Here is a 16,427-nt window from a genome sequence, read left to right on the forward strand (position 1 = left end):
CAGACGGCCTTATTTCTGTCCGCCAAAGTGAATGCGCGGATCGACCCATGAATAAGAAATATCCGACACTAATTTAGCCAACAACCCCATCAGCGTGAACACATACAGCGTACCCATTACGACAGGATAATCGCGTTTCATTACTGCCTCGTAAGACAGCAAACCCAACCCGTCCAGCGAGAACAACGTTTCAATCAACAGGCTTCCGGTAAAGAATGCGCCGATAAATGCGGCCGGGAAACCGGTAATCAGAGGAATCATGGCGTTACGGAAAATATGCTTCCACAAAATCTGCTTCTCAGGCAAGCCCTTGGCTCGCGCGGTATAAACATATTGACGGCGGATTTCTTCAAGAAACACGTTTTTCGTCAATACGGTCATCACCGCCAAGTTACCTGCCACCGAAGCGGTAATCGGCAAAGCCATATGCCACAAATAATCTTTGACTTTACCTGCCCAAGAGAGCGTATCAAAATCATCGCCGACCAAGCCGCCCTGTGGGAACCAAGCAAAAAAGCTGCCACCGCCAAATAACACCAGCAATACCAAACCCAATACAAACGGCGGTACGGTATAGCCGACCAAAATCACCATGCCCGTAATCGTATCGAATCGGCTGCCATCCCTGACCGCCTTGGCAATACCCAACGGAATACATATCAAATAAGTTAGGAAAAACGTCCACAAACCCAAACTCATCGATACTGGCATTTTCTCTTTCACCAGCTCAAATACGGTTTGGTGGTGGAAAAAGCTCTCGCCCAAATCGAAACGGGCGAATTTCCATACCATATCGACAAAACGCGTCACAGGCGGCTTGTCGAAACCGTACAAAGCATTCAGCGCGGCCAAATCTTCCGCACTGATGCGGTTGCCGTTTTTAGCCAAAGTTCCGGGCATGCTGTGTCCTGCTGTTTCACCGCCAACCGCACCCTGCGTCAGCTGCTGAACCATCTGCTCCACCGGACCGCCGGGAACAAACTGAATCACGGCGAAGGTAATCGCCAAAATCCCCAACAACGTGGGAATCAAAAGGAGCATACGATGAAAGATATAACGCCACATGGTTAAGTGTTCCTCTATTTGGGTTTTAAGGTTGTCTGAAAAGTACGGATTGCTTTCAGACGACCTATACTTTTAATACTTATAAAAAATTAACTGATAAGCCAACTAATAAACCTATCCAGCAAATCTTTCTGATTATTGCCAGCCGCTTCAATCATTTCCAATGTCAAACTATCCGGCCACACAATAAAATATCCGTAACGTCCTTTTTTGATAAGCCCACCGGCTTTCTTGCCTGTATCTGTCAAACGGTAGAACTTACCGTCTATTTCCTGCAAGCCTGCATGACACAGTTTCGCATTGCATTCTTCCGTTGTTACGCCCCATTTTTCTGCCAGCTTAGCGACAGTCAACGTATCGTATTTTTTAGCAATTTCTATATTCTGATTTTTCTGCGAAACTTGCTCTTTTTCTACTACGTCAACTGAAATTTTAACTTCATCGCTAATACGGATAATACGCTGCGCTTCGCTATAAGCATCTTGATAGACTTCTCCATCTTCACTACGCTTCAGCAAGATACCCATTTCATTATTATTTACTTGGCTGAATTCATATAAATTCAGGCTTGTAATAATGCAAGCATCTTCGCTGACGTAACATTTTGCATGAAGATTCGGACAATAACTCGTACGAACATAATTTAAATTTTTCAACCAAGCTGCCTCTGAAGGCTGCAATTCACTTTTACCATATACAATCCGCACATCGATTTTCATGCGGTCTTTGTCTTCTAAAAGCTCTTTTACCCTATCGTTTAATTTTAGATAAGGGCTAATCAAATAAAGCCGTTCCTGTGCATTTTTTATTAATTCTTCCAAGTAATACGTTGTACCGCTGGTATTTAAAAACTTTGCCATTTTCTTCTTTCCTGCAATATTTATTTAATTTATTCGCGGGCAAAGCCCACGCTACACAGTTGCTTTATATTCTTCTGACAATTGAAACAATAGACTTCACTATCGCTTAGGTCGTCTGAAAATTGCTGCGGCAAACTTTCAGACGACCTTCCTTATTTCTCCAAAGCCTCTTGCAGTTTCTTCTCAATCAAATCCGCGTCAAACGATTTGGCAATCAGCTCAAAGCGCGAGTCGCGCCGCCATGAAACTTGGTTTGCGCCCCATTGACCGTCCACCCAGTTCAGCCACACCCATGTGCCGAGCACTTGGAACACGCCTTTGGCGCGCACGAGGCCGTCTGTAAATTTGGGCAGGTCGTTGAAGAAATCGGTCAGCTTTTCGCCGTCGAAATCACGCCCGGCAGGGAAAGTGAAACCTTGGGACTGGAAGCCCATGGTGTTGTCCGGCAGGGCTTTGAGGCGGTAGCGCGATTTTTCGACAACGGGAATATCAAGCCATTGGATGTCGAGTTGCGCATTTTGAACTTCAACCACTTTGGCTTTAGGCGGGAACAGCTTGGACGCTTTATCGTGAAACTCGGCCAGCTGCTCTGGCGTGCACAAGTCGGTTTTGCTGGCGACCAATACGTCGCAAATGCCGATCTGGTCTTTATACAAGGCTTGTTGCGCGTAATCGGGATTAATGAATTGGCGCGGATCGACAACGGTAAAGACAGCGCCGATTTCCAAAAGGCTGTCCAGCGGTTTGGCTTTCAATTCGTCGATGACGCTGGCGGCGTGCGCCAGTCCGCTTGCCTCAATCATCAGGCGGTCGGGTTTGGCATCGCGCAGCATTTTCTGTACGGTTACGCCCATTTGCGGGCCTGCGGTGCAACACAAACAGCCGCCGGCGATTTCTGCCACGGGGATGCCGTTGTCGCTCAATACCGCGCCGTCAATGCCGATTTCGCCAAATTCGTTGACGATGATGACCCATTTTTCATTCGGGTCTTTTTGCGCCATCAGACTTTTAAGTGCAGTAGTTTTTCCTGTTCCGAGGAAGCCTGAAATCAAGTGGACTTTAGTCTTTTTTACTTCTGACATTTTTTACAAATTCCTGTTAAAACAACATGTTCTTCTTTTAATGAGAAACCGGTTTCGGCCACGCCTGCACGCAATGCCGCCCATTCTTGGCTCAGTGTCTGCTCATCCGCCGTACCGCATTCGGTACAAACCAAAATAAACGCGCTGTGGTGCGCTTCGGCTTCTTCGTGGTCATGGCAATGGTCGTTGCACTCATGCTGTGCGTGGCTGCACAAAATATAGCCGTTGACCGCCGCCACTTTGTGCAAAACGCCCTGCTCCGCCCAAAAATCAAGGGCGCGGTAGGCCGTCGGCGGCGCAACCACGCCCTCGCTTTGCTGCTGCATCTGCGACAGAACGTTGTAGGCTTTAATCACGCCGCTTTGTTTCAAAACAATATCAAGCACTTGCTCGCGCAATGCGGTTACCTGCACGCCATCGCGCTGCGCTTGTTCTAAGATTTTTTGTTTGATTGCGTTCATAACTGAAACAGCCTTTCAGACGGCCTTGTTAATAAAAAATTACATTATAACGTGTTTGTTCAATTTCAGATAACAAAGAGGCCGTCTGAAACCTTCAGACGGCCTGATGCCGATTACTTAAACCAAGATTTAATTTTTCCAAACAAAGACATGCTTTGTTTTTCAAACGTTTCTTCCTTCACCGGAGCAGGCTCATCTCGGTAAACTTTCATGCCTGCAAAGGTCTGGGCAACCGGCATGATTTCGATGGAATTGACGTTCATCCGCGCCGGACGCTGATAGAGCCATAAAGCGGTATCGGCAATATCTTGCGGCTGGATAAACTCGACATTCTCATAAACCTCGGCCGCACGCTGATCGTCGCCTTTGAAACGGACGTTGGAAAACTCGGTATCGCCGCATAAACCCGGTTCGATATTGGTAATGCGGATATTTTTATCTGCCAATTCAGCGCGCAGGTTCATACTGAATTGGCGCACAAAAGCTTTGGTCGCACCATAGACATTACTGCCGGAATAAGCATAACTGCCGGCAATCGAACCCAAATTGATGATGTAGCCCTGTTTGCGCGCCACCATTTGCGGCAAAATCTGGCGGGTCAGAAAAGTCAGGCCGATGATATTGGTTTGAATCATGGTTTCCCAATCGCCAAAATCGGCTTTATCGGCAGAATCCAAACCTAAAGCCAAACCGGCGTTGTTGATCAGGCAATCGATTTCCGACAAATGCTCGGGCAGGCTGTTCAAAGCGTTTTGAATCGACTCAGTGCGCGAAACATCCATTTCCAAAGGGTAAAACTGCTCGCCCAATTCCTCTGCCAACTGCTGCAATTTGTCTTCGCGCCGTGCCGCGCCAATGACATGATAGCCTGCCGCAACAAAGGTGCGGCACATTGCCGCGCCGAATCCTGCCGATGCCCCGGTAATCAAAATTGCCATATCGTTTCCTTTCTGTACTCGTTTCAGACTTGGGTTTAAGGTATGATAACGCCTCATCAGACGGCCTGAGTGGTTGGCCGGCTGATTTTAAATTTAACGATAATCATATCATTACAATAGGACACACTCCATATGAAAACCCGTTTTCTCCCTGTTGCTTTGGCAACAGTGGTGCTTACGCTTTCCGCCTGCGGCGGCAGCGGCGCGCCTTCCCAGCCTAAAGGCCCGATTTCCGAAGACCGTACGGCCGCGTTCAAATCCATGATGCCTGAGTTTACCCGCATGGGCAAAATGGTCAAAGACGAAGAGCCTTACGACGTAGAAAAATTCAAACAAGCCGCCGCAACCTTCGCCGAAAACAGCAAAAAACCGTTCACCCTGTTTGAATCCGACCCTCAAGGCAACGGCCGCGCCCTGCCTGCCATCTGGACGGACACGGCAACCTTCAAAGCCGAAGAAGAAAAATTCGTCGCTGCTGTTGAGAAACTTAACGCCGCTGCCCAAACCGGCAAACTGGAAGAAATCAAAGCCGCTTACGGCGAAACCGGTGCAACCTGTAAATCCTGCCACGACACATTCCGCGGTCCGGAATAAGGCTTAAAACAATAAAGGCCGTCTGAAATATCATTTTCAGACGGCCTTTTCTTCAACTGCCTTCAAACCTTTCTATATCGACTTTATATTTTGCATTTCATGTTTTTTACCGGTTTCATTTGAAACCGACGGCTCAATTCACATAGCGCAATCAAATTTTCTTCTTCCGGCTGTTTAAATTCAATTAAATCTCCCCTTTTCTCGACCAACCCAATTCAAATTCAGACCTGCTTTATCTTTTCAGCCAGATTAATCATATGCGATTGGATTATCTCCTGAAACAAGAATCTACTTTATTTTTTAAAAAATAAAAACCATTATCAAAATATTTGTAAAGTTTAATAATATGTTATACAGTAGCAGCTTCGTTTCTGAGGTAACTATCATGAATCCGAATTTCAAATTAAATCTACTAACATTATCTTTACTGGCTATAACAAGTATCGCACACGCAGAAGAAGAGTTTTCAACTCAAGAGCTTGATGAAATTCAAGTCAAAGGCAGACACATTGCTAAAGAGAAAAAAGTTTTTACCGAAGGCCAAGCCAAAAGTTCGCGTGAACGCGTTTATCAATCCAGCGAAAACATCGATGCCATCGTGCGGAGCATGCCCGGCGTTTTTACCCAACAAGACAAGGGATCGGGGGTATTGGCAGTCAATATCCGTGGCGATAGCGGTTTGGGACGCGTCAATACGATGGTTGACGGCGTCACCCAAACCTTCTATTCCACTTCTGCCGATGCCGGACGCAGCGGCAGCTCTTCGCAATTCGGTACGGCACTGGATCCCAATTTTATTGCCGGCGTGGATGTAACCAAAGGCAGTTTCACAGGTGCCAACGGCATCAATACCTTATCCGGTACAGCCAATTTCCGTACTTTACGAGTAGACGATGTGGTACACGGAAACAATACCTTCGGCTTCTTGACCAAAGGATTGACCGGCACAAACAGCACCAAAAGCAACTTTATGGCAACCGGAGCGGTACAAAAATGGTTTGACAGCGGTGCGCGCCTTGGTGCGTTATATGGTTACAGCCACCGTAATGTCGAGCAAAACTATAAAGTGGGCGGCGGCGGTCAGCGTATCGGCAATTTTGGCGAAGAATATTTGGACCGTAAAAAACAAGAATATTTTGAAAGCAACTTATTGAAATTCGACCAAGGGCAAAATCGTTGGGTTCGCGACTTTTCCAAGCGCAACGCAGTCGGTAAAAGCTATTGGGACTACCCTTTCTCCAAAAAATATAACGATCCTGAAGTTTTGCAAAGAGATTATGTTGATGATTTGGAAAGAAGCTGGAAAGAGAATTTAGCACCGCAATGGGACCTGACTCCAATCGACCCGACCAGCCTGCAACAACGCTCAAACAGCCATTTGGTCAAAGTGGAATACGAAAACGACAACAACAAGTTGGATCTTCAGCTTCGTACCATGAACAACCGTATCGGCAGCCGCAAAGTAGAAAACCGCAACTATCAAGCCAATTACAACTTAAACATTGGCGATTATGTCGATTTAAACGTGTTGGCCGCCCATAATCTGGGAAAACAAAAATATCCGAAAAACTCACGTTTTTCAGGATGGGGACTGCTTGATTATTTGGAAACCAAAAACACAGCCAATCTTTTGGATATCAACAACCGCTTCTCTTTCAACCTTCCCAACAAAACAGATTTAAAAACCACTGTGGGTTTCAATTTCTTTAAAAACCAATACAGTAAAAACCGCTTTCCGGAAGAGCTGAGCCTGTTTTACGACGGCCCGGATCAAGATGCCGGCCTGTACAGCTTTTTAGGCCGCTTCAAAGGCGACAAAGGAATATTTCCTCAGAAATCAACCATATTGCAACCTTCAGGCCAGCAAAAATTCAATACGTTCTATTTTGATACTTCCTTGAAAAAAGGCATTTATCAATTGAATTACAGCGCCAATATGGTCAACTACCGCTACAAAGGCGAATATACCGACTACTTCAATACCCAAGAAGACTTTAAAAAAGCATTTGGAGAAGATTCTGAAATTTATAAACAGCATTGCACGCCAAGCTGCGACCTTTACGAACCGGTTTATACCAAATCTGGTAAAAAGCATGCGGTAAACCATTCGGTGGCATTAAACATCAATGTCAATGACTACTTTATGCCGTTTATCAGCTATTCTCGTACGCATAGAATGCCGAATATTCAAGAAATGTATTTTTCACAAATCGGCGACTCAGGCGTCAATACAGCCCTCAAGCCGGAACAGGCCAATACTTACCAAATAGGCTTCAATACCTTCAAAAAAGGGATTTTCAAGCCGGACGATGTATTGGGTTTCAAACTGGTCGCCTATCGCAGCAGGATAAACAACTATATTCACAATGTTTATGGCAAATGGTGGGATTTGGATAAAGCACCCAGCTGGGTAACCAGTACCGGCCTGCAATACTCTATCCAGCATCGAAACTATGCCAAACCTGTCCATAAAAATGGTTTGGAAGTGGAAATGAACTATGATTTCGGCCGCTTTTTTACAACCCTGTCTTACGCATATCAAAAAACCAACCAGCCGACCAATTATAGCGATGCCAGCGAATCGCCGCGTAATTCTTCTAAAGAAGACCAAATCAAACAAGGTTACGGCTTAAGCAAAATTTCCCGCTTGCCCCGAGATTACGGGCGGTTTGAATTGGGTTCCCGCTGGTTGGGCAACAAATTGACCATCGGCGGCATTATGCGCTATTACGGCAAAAGTACACGGGCGACGACTGAGGAAGAATTTGTTGACGGTACAACCGGTGCCAATACCTACTCTTCACATCAAATGGGCAGAAGAGTGATCAAAAAAACAGAAAGCATCAACAGACAGCCGATGATTTTTGATTTCTATGCCAATTATGAACCAAAGAAAAACCTTATCCTTCGTTTCGACATTCAAAATGCGTTCAATAAACGCTATGTCGATCCTTTGGATGCCGCAAATGATGCCGCAACCCAGCGCTATTTCAGCGTATTTGAAAGAAAAGGCGGTTTAGATGATGAGGAAGTCGAATGCGATGCCAACGGTTTATGCAATGGCAAATATGGCGGCACAACACGCTCCGTCTTGAACAACTACGCACGAGGCAGGACTTTGCTGTTTACCATCAGTTATAAGTTCTAAACCTATCTATCTGCATTCTTAATATTGCACTGATTAAAAAGCCGGTAAACATAATGTTTGCCGGCTTTTTTCAATATATTCTCAAAATTTTCTTCATCTATACACAATAAAAAACCTGCCCTTTCGGGCAGGTTTTAGTAATGACGGATTACAGGCCGCTCAGACGGGCAGTATCGTGTGCAATCATCAATTCTTCGTTGGTAGGAATCACAACGGCAACAGCTTTGCTGTCGGCAGTGGTAATTACACCGGCATTACCGAAGCGGGCTTTCAGGTTGGCTTCTTGGTCGATATGCAGACCGAGGAAGCCCAAGTAGCCCAATACGCGTTCGCGAATGATGTCGGAGTTTTCGCCGATGCCGCCAGTGAATACCAATGCGTCCAAACCGCCGGCTGCTACTGCCATGCTGCCGATATATTTAGCTAAGCGGTAGATGAAGATTTCCAGGGCCAGTTTGGCACCTGCGTGGCCGTTGGCAGCTTCTTCTTCGATGGTACGGCAGTCGTTAGACAAACCGGAGATACCGAGCAGGCCTGATTTTTTGTTCAGCATTTCGGTGATTTGGGCGATGGTCATGTTGGCATTTTCAGCCAAGAAGCTGAACACTGCGGGATCGATGTCGCCGCTGCGGGTACCCATTACCAAACCTTCCAGCGGAGTCAGGCCCATGCTGGTATCGCGTGATTCGCCATTGGCGACGGCGGTAATAGAAGCGCCGTTACCCAAGTGGGCAATGACCATGCGCAGGTCTTTTTTGTCTTTGCCGAGGAAGCGTGCAGTTTCGTCAGAAACAAAGCGGTAGCTGGTACCGTGCGCACCGTAGCGGCGCAAGCCGTATTTTTCATACAATTCATGTGGAACAGCATATTTGTAAGCGTGTTCAGGCATGGTTTGATGGAATGCAGTGTCGAATACGACAACGTTCGGCAGGCCTTTGAAGATGCTTTGTGCAGCGCGCAGGCCCAAAAGGTGAGCCGGGTTGTGCAGAGGAGCAAGTGGAATACATTTTTCGATACCAGCGATAACATCGTCGGTAACCAAAATGGATTCGCTGTACAATTCGCCGCCGCTTACCACGCGGTGGCCGATCGCGCCGATACGGGTATCGAGGCCGTGGGCTTTGAGTTCTTCCATCAGGGCTTCAACTGCGCCGGTGTGGTCGGGCTTGGCAGACAGGTCAACTTTGTGTTTTTCGCCGTTGAATTTGAAGGTGATGTAGGCATCGGGCAGATTGAGTTTTTCGGCAAGGCAGCTCAGCAATACTTCGCCGCTGTCGTTATCCAATACGGCACCTTTGAGGGAAGAGCTGCCGCAGTTCAAAACCAAGATTAATTTTTGTGTCATTTTATGCTCCTTGAGGTTTCAGACGGCATTTTTGTCGGGACCTTACTACTGCTCCGGCTATGTTGCACCCCTTGTGGGACGTAGTGGGTAGCGGTCTGAACAGATTAACAAAGTAAACGCCGTATTCTAACAAAAAATGTAATCGGCTGCTTGACTTAATATTTGATGTAAAATGGACGGAATTTTATTTTAGGCCGTCTGAAAAAATGACGGCGGTTTTGAAGATTTCCCGATATGCATTATTTCAGTATCCACACTCAAGACGGTGAACACGCCGGATTTTTTATTATGTTGGCAGACGATGAATCACAAAATCCGCCGCAAAGCGGACGCTTCGCAATCAAGCTGCAAAGCGAAGATGCAGCCGAAGCGGCGGTGTTGTCGCCTTTTGAGCAAACCGATATCCCGCAATACTGGCGCGTGGTTAAAGACCGTATCGAATTGTTTTTCGACGATAAAAATATCGGCGCGTTGCGCAACGAATACCTGACCATCAGCGGTAAAACCTTTATCCTGACCGATTTGACCGGAGCGATGTAATGGAAAGTATGTTTATCCTTGTCCCCATCAGCATTATTTTGGCCTTTATCATCGGCTGGTTTTTCTGGTGGTCGGGTAAAAACGGACAGTTTGACGACCTTGAAGGCCCTGCGCACCGCATTTTGATGGACGACGACTCCACTGAAAAACTGATCGAAAAAGACGAAGATAAAGAATCCAAACAATGAGCCTTAAAAAAGATAATCTGAATTTCCCCACGACCCGCCGTTTTGCGCCACTCTTTGGGACGCAGTTTTTGGGCGCGTTTAACGATAATATGTTCAAAACCGCATTATTCGTGATGATCAGTTTTTACGGTTTGGGCAAAAACGACTTGCTGCCGCCCAGCCAAATGCTGAACTTGGGCGCAATGCTGTTTATCCTGCCCTACTTCCTGTTTTCCGCGCTCTCTGGGCAGCTGAGCAACAAATTCGATAAAGCAGTTTTAGCACGTTGGATCAAGCTGTTGGAAATCATCATCATGGCAGTGACGGCGTATGGCTTCTATATCCAATCCGCACCTTTGCTTTTAATCTGCCTGTTTTGCATGGGTACGCAATCGACCTTGTTCGGCCCGCTGAAATACGCGATTTTGCCCGATTATCTTAACGACAAAGAGCTGATTATGGGCAACAGCCTGATTGAATCGGGTACGTTTATCGCCATTTTGCTTGGCCAACTTTTGGGCACGGCAGTCGCAGGCGTTCCGCCGTATATTGTTGGCGGTTTGGTGTTATTGGTCGCCGTCAGCGGCACGATGACCAGTCTGTTTATGCCGTCTGTACCCGCTAAAATGCCGGACACAAAAATCGAATGGAACATCATCAAAGGCACGAATTTACTGATTCGTGAAGCGGCGGCCGATCGTCCCGTATTCACGTCCATCATCGGTATTTCATGGTTTTGGTTTGTCGGCTCGGTTTATACCACCCAACTGCCGACGTTCACGCAAATCCATTTGGGCGGCAACGATAATGTGTTCAACCTGATGTTGGCGCTGTTCTCCATAGGTATCGCTATCGGATCGGTGTTATGCGCCAAATTCAGCCATGAGCGCCTGATTTTGGGCTTGGTCACCATCGGTACTCTGGGTCTGACCGTCTGTGGATTATTGCTGGTGTGGCTGACCCACGGCCAACGCTTTACCGAATTAAACGGCATTATTTGGTTTTTATCACAAGTCCAAGCGTATCCAATTATGCTGGTGATGTCGGCTATCGGCTTTTTCGGCGGCTTCTTCTCCGTACCGCTCTACACTTGGCTGCAAACCGCCAGCAGCGAAACCTTCCGCGCCCACGCCGTCGCCGCCAACAACATCATCAACGGCGTGTTTATGGTATCGGCCGCTATTTTGAGCGCGGTTTTGCTGATGTTGTTCGACAGTATTACGCTGCTGTATTTGATTGTTGCCGTGGGTAATCTTCCGTTGATTGTTTACCTCATCAAACGGGAACCAAAATTTATCGGGGATTTGACCGCTTTGTTGAAAATCAGCAAATAAGGCCGTCTGAAATGTATCCCCACCATGCACATTTTCACTGTTCAATCGCGTGGACAGCTTGTGCATAAATCAGATTACTGTCTGATTTAAAATTAAAAAACACAACTACCTAAATTTTGAGCACCACTTTACCGCCAAACAAAATGCACATTTTCCCCAAACAAGCGTGTGCAAAGGCTGTGAATAAGTCAGCTTAATAGTTGATATTTCAAAGTAAAAATATATTTAATTAATTTTTAGGCAGTTTATTAAAGGCCGTCTGAAACCTTTTTCAGACGGCCTGAGAGTATAATAACCACCTACCTTATAGTTCCCAAACGATATGATTTATCCATGGCATGAAACCCAATGGCAACAGCTCGCCGCCCATTGGCAAAACCGTCCTAACGCCTGGCTGTTTACCGGCAAAGAAAATACCGGCAAAACCGAGTTTGCCCGCTTTGTCGCGCAGGCATTGCTGTGCGAATCGCCCAAGTCCGGTCATGAACCCTGCGGCGAGTGTGCTTCGTGCCATTTGTTCAGCCAAAACACCCATCCCGACTTTTACGAACTCACGCCGGAAATTCCCGAAGGCGAGGAAACAGGACGCAAACTTCTGCAAATCAAAATCGATGCCGTGCGTGATATTGTTGAAAACATTTACCTGACCGCTGTCCGCGGCGGCCTGCGCGTGGTATTGGTGCATCCGGCGGAAAGCATGAACACACAGGCGGCAAACGGTTTGTTGAAAGCTCTGGAAGAGCCGCCGCAACACGTCGTTTTCCTGCTCGTTACCCATGCGCGCGACAAACTCCTGCCCACCATCAAAAGCCGTTGCCGCCAGATGGTGCTGCCCTCGCCTACCCATGAGCAGGCTGCGGCATACCTGCGCCAACAGGGCGTAGAAAATGCCGAAGCCTTATTAGCATTCCACAGCGGTGCGCCTTTATTCACGCCGACTCCCGAATTGGACGCATTACGCGAAGAGTTGCTGACGCTGCTGGCTGCCCCGCGCCTGTTGGCCATACTCGACTACGCCGCCGCGTTCGACAAACAAAAACAACCACTGGCCATTTTCATCGACTGGCTGCAAAAGTGGCTGATGGATGTCGGCTTGGCACAACAAAGCATGGCGCCTCTTTATTATCCGCACCATGCCCAAGCCCTGCTTCAGACGGCCTCTAAAACCGATTCACGCAAGCTGTTTGCCCTATTGGGCCGTCTGAACGCGCTCAACCCTTACGGATACCATACCTTGAGTGTTAAAATGCAACTTGAGTATCTGCTTATCGAATATTTAGATTTTTGGCAAAACAAACCCTAACAGGTAATAAATGATGAATAAAAAAGACATTCCGGCGAAGATGTTGGCCTTGCAACTCAAAGACCCCAATCTGCTGTACAACTGCTATATGCCGTTTTTAGAACACGGCGGCCTGTTCGTACCGACCGATGACGTATTCTCCCTAGGCGAAGACATCCTCTTGGCCGTAGAAATCGCCGACTATCCCAAACGCTTCCTGCCAACCAAAGTTGTTTGGATCAATCCGGCGCGCACTTCAGCCCACCGCCCCAAAGGCGTAGGCCTTGCATTCTCCGAACACGAAAGCTGCCTGCAGGCAAAAAACCTGATCGAAGCCGAGCTTGGCCCGCGCCTGCGCAGCGACCGCACTACTTTTACCCTGTAATACCATGTATTTAATCGATTCACATTGCCATCTCAATTTTGACGGCTTAAAAGACCGCCTGCCCGAAGTCTTTGCCAATATGGAAGCGCAAAGCGTCAAGCAGGCGCTTGCCATCAGCGTCAGTAAACAAAGTTTTGCCGAAGTCTTCGACATTGCTCAGGCAAACGACCACATCTACTGCACCATTGGCATACATCCCGACAGCCAAGAAGCGGAAGAATTTACCATTGCCGAAATGGTAGAAGCGGCCAAACATCCCAAAATCGTCGGTATCGGCGAAACCGGCTTAGACTATTACTGGTGCAAAGGCGATTTGTCATGGCAACATCAACGCTTTGCCGATCATATCCAAGCCGCCAACGAAAGCGGCCTGCCCGTTATCGTCCACACGCGCGATGCAGCCGAAGACACGTTGCGGATTTTGAAAGAATGCCACACCAACTCCGGCGTGATTCACTGCTTCTCTGAAGACGTCGCCTTTGCCAAAGCCGCTTTGGATTTAGGCATGTATATCTCCTTCTCCGGCATTGTGACGTTTAAAAACGCGCCGCTGATACAAGAAGCCGCCAAATACGTCCCAGCCGATAGAATCTTGGTAGAAACCGATGCGCCTTTCCTCGCGCCGGTTCCCAAACGTGGCAAACAAAACGAGCCTTCCTACGTCCGCTATACAGCCGAGTTCTTAGCCAATCTGCGCGGCGAGAGCTTGGAAACATTGGCACAAAACACCAGCGACAATTTCTATCGCCTGTTTAACAAAGTACCCGATGGCCGTCTGAACAACGGTGAAGCCTAGAGCTTCTACCATCGGCTCTGCCTACCCGGCATCCAGGCTCTACGTCAAACTCAGCGGCAAACTCGAAATGGCTTGAGACAGAAACGAAATCAGCTTGTACCATCTACCGAACGGCCAGACTTTTGAAGAATGGGAATTTTCCCATCAACACAATAAGTAAGTTTAAATTCAAAATATTGCTTTCCTAAGCCCAGTAAAGCGCAAGGCCGTCTGAAAGTATTTTCAGACGGCCTCTTGCTTATTTTACCGATAGGATGTAAAACCTACCCTTCGAAATAAACGGTTCATCGAAACCGTACATCAATCGACACAATATGGACACAAACTCCGAAATGCACACCCACCCTAATTTTTACGCTATGCTGACTGCAGCCTGCCAAAAAAACGGTAAAGGCACAGTCATTTTCAACGACAAAGAAAAAATCAGCTATTCCTCCCTCAAACGCGAAGTAGAAACCGTCGCCGCCTATCTGCAACACCAAGGCGTACAATTTGGCGACAGGGTCGCCCTTGTCGTTTCCAACTCTCCCGAATTTATTGCCGCCTATTTCGCCATTACTTCCATCGGCGCGGTAGCCGTCCCACTCAACGTCTTTTTGAAAAGCGAAGAATTTTCCTACATCCTTAATGACTGCGGCGCACGCTTTATGTTCGCCTCCGCACCGTTGGCCAAAGAACTCAAAAACATCAAAGCCAAAACCAAAGTCAATAAAATCATCTGGATTGGCGAAACCAACGCCGCCAGTGGCGATGACAGCTATTTCGATGCCGCGCGTACATTCCCCGGCAAGCCGAATCTGAGCCGTCAGCCGTCTGCCAACGATTTGGCGCACATTATCTACACCTCCGGCACAACCGGCCACCCCAAAGGCGCATTAATCAGTTATAGCAATCTGTTTTCCAACCTTTCGGGCATCGAACAAATTTTCCAAATTTCGCAAAAAGACCGCTTTGTCGTCTTCTTGCCCATGTTCCACAGCTTTACGCTGACCACCATGGTTTTGCTGCCGATATATCAAGCCTGCTCGATTATTTTGGTCAGATCCGTCTTCCCGTTCTCCAACGTGTTGAAACAGGTTTTGCTCAAACGCGCTACCATTTTTCTCGGCGTACCGGCTATTTACACCGCCATGAGCAAAGCCAAAATCCCTTGGTATTTCAGATGGTTCAACCGCGTCCGCCTGTTTATCAGCGGCGGCGCGCCTCTGGCCGAACAAACCATTGACGACTTCAAAGCCAAATTCCCACGCGCCAAATTGCTGGAAGGCTACGGCTTGAGCGAATGCTCGCCCGTTGTGGCCGTCAATACGCCTGAGCGCCAAAAAACCGCCAGCGTCGGCGTCGCCCTGCCAGGTCTGACCGTGAAAGCCGTCGATGACGAATTAATCGAAGTGCCGCGCGGCGAAGTGGGGGAACTCATCATCAAAGGCGGCTCGGTAATGCAGGGTTACCTCAATATGCCTGACGCCACAGATGAAACCATTGTCAACGGTTGGCTGAAAACAGGAGACTTCGTCACCATAGACGAAGACGGCTTTATCTTCATCGTCGACCGTAAAAAAGACCTGATTATCTCCAAAGGCCAAAACGTCTATCCGCGCGAAATCGAAGAAGCCATTTACAAACTCGATGCCGTGGAAGCCGCCGCCGTAATCGGCGTGAAAGACCAATACGCCGATGAAGAAATCATTGCCTTTATCCAACTCAAAGAAGGCATGAAGCTGGAAGAAGCCGAAGTCCGCAGCCACCTGCGCGGCCTGTTGGCAAACTTTAAAATCCCCAAACAAGTCATCTTCCAAGACGAGCTGCCGCGCAATGCCACTGGCAAAGTGTTAAAACGCAAACTCAAAGAACAGTTTCAAGACTAAACCGCTGTTTCAGACGGCCTCTTGATTCATGCAGGCCGTCTGAAAAAACCTGTCATCAACAAACTTTTCAGACGGCCACGACCATGACGACACCTATACTCGAAATCGAAAACCTAAACGGCTCCTTTCCGAGCAAGCAAGTCCTGCACGATATCAACCTGACCTTGCAACCCGGCCGCAAGCTGGCATTGGTCGGCGAGAGCGGCAGCGGCAAAACCGTATTGTCGCAAGGCATTATGCGCCTGAATCCGATGGTTACCTTTGAAGGCAGTCTGAAATATTGCGGAACCAATCTGCTGACCCAGCCCGAACGCGCCCTACAAAAACTGCGCGGCCGCGAAATCGGCATGGTGTTTCAAGAACCCATGACCGCCCTCAACCCCGTCATGCGCGTCGGCGAACAAATTGCCGAAGTCCTGTCCCTGCATTTGGGTTTGGATAAAAAACAGGCATGGGCGCACGCTATCGAACTCCTGGATGAAACCGGCATCCACCAGCCCGAGCAAAAAGCCCAGGCCTACCCTTTCCAACTTTCCGGCGGCCAACGCCAACGCGCCATGAT

Annotated in this window: 16 protein-coding genes; 10 read left to right on the forward strand and 6 right to left on the reverse strand. The window is 47.9% G+C overall.

All coding sequences use genetic code 11. The annotated features are described in order from the left end of the window. Positions 1 to 9 precede the first annotated feature (9 nt). From HMPREF2872_RS10410 to HMPREF2872_RS10430, 5 genes are all read right to left on the reverse strand, one after another. Complete coding sequence (locus HMPREF2872_RS10410; protein WP_049329246.1) at positions 10 to 1,065, reverse strand: ABC transporter permease subunit; 1,056 nt, start codon at positions 1,063 to 1,065, stop codon at positions 10 to 12. Between the two features lie 89 nt (positions 1,066 to 1,154). Next, positions 1,155 to 1,925 (reverse strand): phospholipase D family protein, encoded by a 771-nt coding sequence (locus tag HMPREF2872_RS10415; protein WP_083311792.1) that lies wholly within the window; start codon positions 1,923 to 1,925, stop codon positions 1,155 to 1,157. A 152-nt stretch (positions 1,926 to 2,077) separates the two neighbouring features. Further along, positions 2,078 to 3,007 (reverse strand): CobW family GTP-binding protein, encoded by a 930-nt coding sequence (locus tag HMPREF2872_RS10420; protein WP_070633430.1) that lies wholly within the window; start codon positions 3,005 to 3,007, stop codon positions 2,078 to 2,080. Continuing rightward, positions 2,995 to 3,468 (reverse strand): Fur family transcriptional regulator, encoded by a 474-nt coding sequence (locus HMPREF2872_RS10425; RefSeq protein WP_049329244.1) that lies wholly within the window; start codon positions 3,466 to 3,468, stop codon positions 2,995 to 2,997. The genes HMPREF2872_RS10420 and HMPREF2872_RS10425 overlap by 13 nt, the downstream gene beginning before the upstream one ends. A 113-nt stretch (positions 3,469 to 3,581) precedes the next feature. Next, entirely contained in the window at positions 3,582 to 4,406 is an 825-nt protein-coding gene (locus HMPREF2872_RS10430; RefSeq protein ID WP_070633432.1) for an SDR family oxidoreductase, read from the reverse strand. A 132-nt stretch (positions 4,407 to 4,538) separates the two neighbouring features. On the opposite strand from HMPREF2872_RS10430, the gene HMPREF2872_RS10435 reads away from it, so the two are divergent. Continuing rightward, positions 4,539 to 5,000: a c-type cytochrome gene (locus HMPREF2872_RS10435; RefSeq protein WP_070633434.1), complete on the forward strand. Its 462-nt coding sequence runs from the start codon at positions 4,539 to 4,541 to the stop codon at positions 4,998 to 5,000. Between the two features lie 385 nt (positions 5,001 to 5,385). Next, positions 5,386 to 8,148 carry a TonB-dependent receptor domain-containing protein gene (locus tag HMPREF2872_RS10440; RefSeq protein ID WP_070633437.1) on the forward strand — a complete coding sequence of 921 codons (2,763 nt, stop codon included), beginning with the start codon at positions 5,386 to 5,388 and terminating at the stop codon, positions 8,146 to 8,148. A 148-nt stretch (positions 8,149 to 8,296) separates the two neighbouring features. Here the strand turns inward: HMPREF2872_RS10440 and HMPREF2872_RS10445 are convergent, their stop codons facing one another. Continuing rightward, positions 8,297 to 9,493, reverse strand: a complete 1,197-nt coding sequence (locus tag HMPREF2872_RS10445) for an acetate kinase (protein ID WP_070633438.1) — start codon at positions 9,491 to 9,493, stop codon at positions 8,297 to 8,299. A 234-nt stretch (positions 9,494 to 9,727) separates the two neighbouring features. On the opposite strand from HMPREF2872_RS10445, the gene HMPREF2872_RS10450 reads away from it, so the two are divergent. From HMPREF2872_RS10450 to HMPREF2872_RS10485, 8 genes are all read left to right on the forward strand, one after another. After that, a complete protein-coding gene (locus HMPREF2872_RS10450; RefSeq protein WP_003681461.1) occupies positions 9,728 to 10,033 on the forward strand; it encodes an HLGFF motif protein in 306 nt (101 codons plus the stop codon). Beyond that, positions 10,033 to 10,221, forward strand: a complete 189-nt coding sequence (gene ccoS, locus HMPREF2872_RS10455) for a cbb3-type cytochrome oxidase assembly protein CcoS (RefSeq protein ID WP_003681462.1) — start codon at positions 10,033 to 10,035, stop codon at positions 10,219 to 10,221. Before HMPREF2872_RS10450 ends, ccoS begins: the two co-directional genes overlap by 1 nt. Then, positions 10,218 to 11,534 (forward strand): MFS transporter, encoded by a 1,317-nt coding sequence (locus tag HMPREF2872_RS10460; protein WP_070633441.1) that lies wholly within the window; start codon positions 10,218 to 10,220, stop codon positions 11,532 to 11,534. The genes ccoS and HMPREF2872_RS10460 overlap by 4 nt, the downstream gene beginning before the upstream one ends. Before the next feature lie 322 nt (positions 11,535 to 11,856). Beyond that, positions 11,857 to 12,837, forward strand: coding sequence for a DNA polymerase III subunit delta' (locus HMPREF2872_RS10465; RefSeq protein ID WP_070633442.1), 981 nt, complete (start codon positions 11,857 to 11,859; stop codon positions 12,835 to 12,837). A gap of 10 nt (positions 12,838 to 12,847) precedes the next feature. Then, positions 12,848 to 13,201, forward strand: coding sequence for a PilZ domain-containing protein (locus HMPREF2872_RS10470; protein ID WP_003682949.1), 354 nt, complete (start codon positions 12,848 to 12,850; stop codon positions 13,199 to 13,201). Between the two features lie 4 nt (positions 13,202 to 13,205). Continuing rightward, positions 13,206 to 13,997: a TatD family hydrolase gene (locus tag HMPREF2872_RS10475; RefSeq protein ID WP_070633445.1), complete on the forward strand. Its 792-nt coding sequence runs from the start codon at positions 13,206 to 13,208 to the stop codon at positions 13,995 to 13,997. Between the two features lie 314 nt (positions 13,998 to 14,311). Then, positions 14,312 to 15,865: a fatty acid--CoA ligase gene (locus tag HMPREF2872_RS10480; RefSeq protein ID WP_070633447.1), complete on the forward strand. Its 1,554-nt coding sequence runs from the start codon at positions 14,312 to 14,314 to the stop codon at positions 15,863 to 15,865. A gap of 83 nt (positions 15,866 to 15,948) precedes the next feature. Then, the coding region (locus HMPREF2872_RS10485) for an ATP-binding cassette domain-containing protein (RefSeq protein ID WP_141752888.1) at positions 15,949 to 16,427 on the forward strand (479 nt) is incomplete at its 3' end.

The sequence above is a fragment of the Neisseria sp. HMSC069H12 genome (assembly GCF_001812735.1).
Lineage (GTDB): Bacteria > Pseudomonadota > Gammaproteobacteria > Burkholderiales > Neisseriaceae > Neisseria > Neisseria subflava.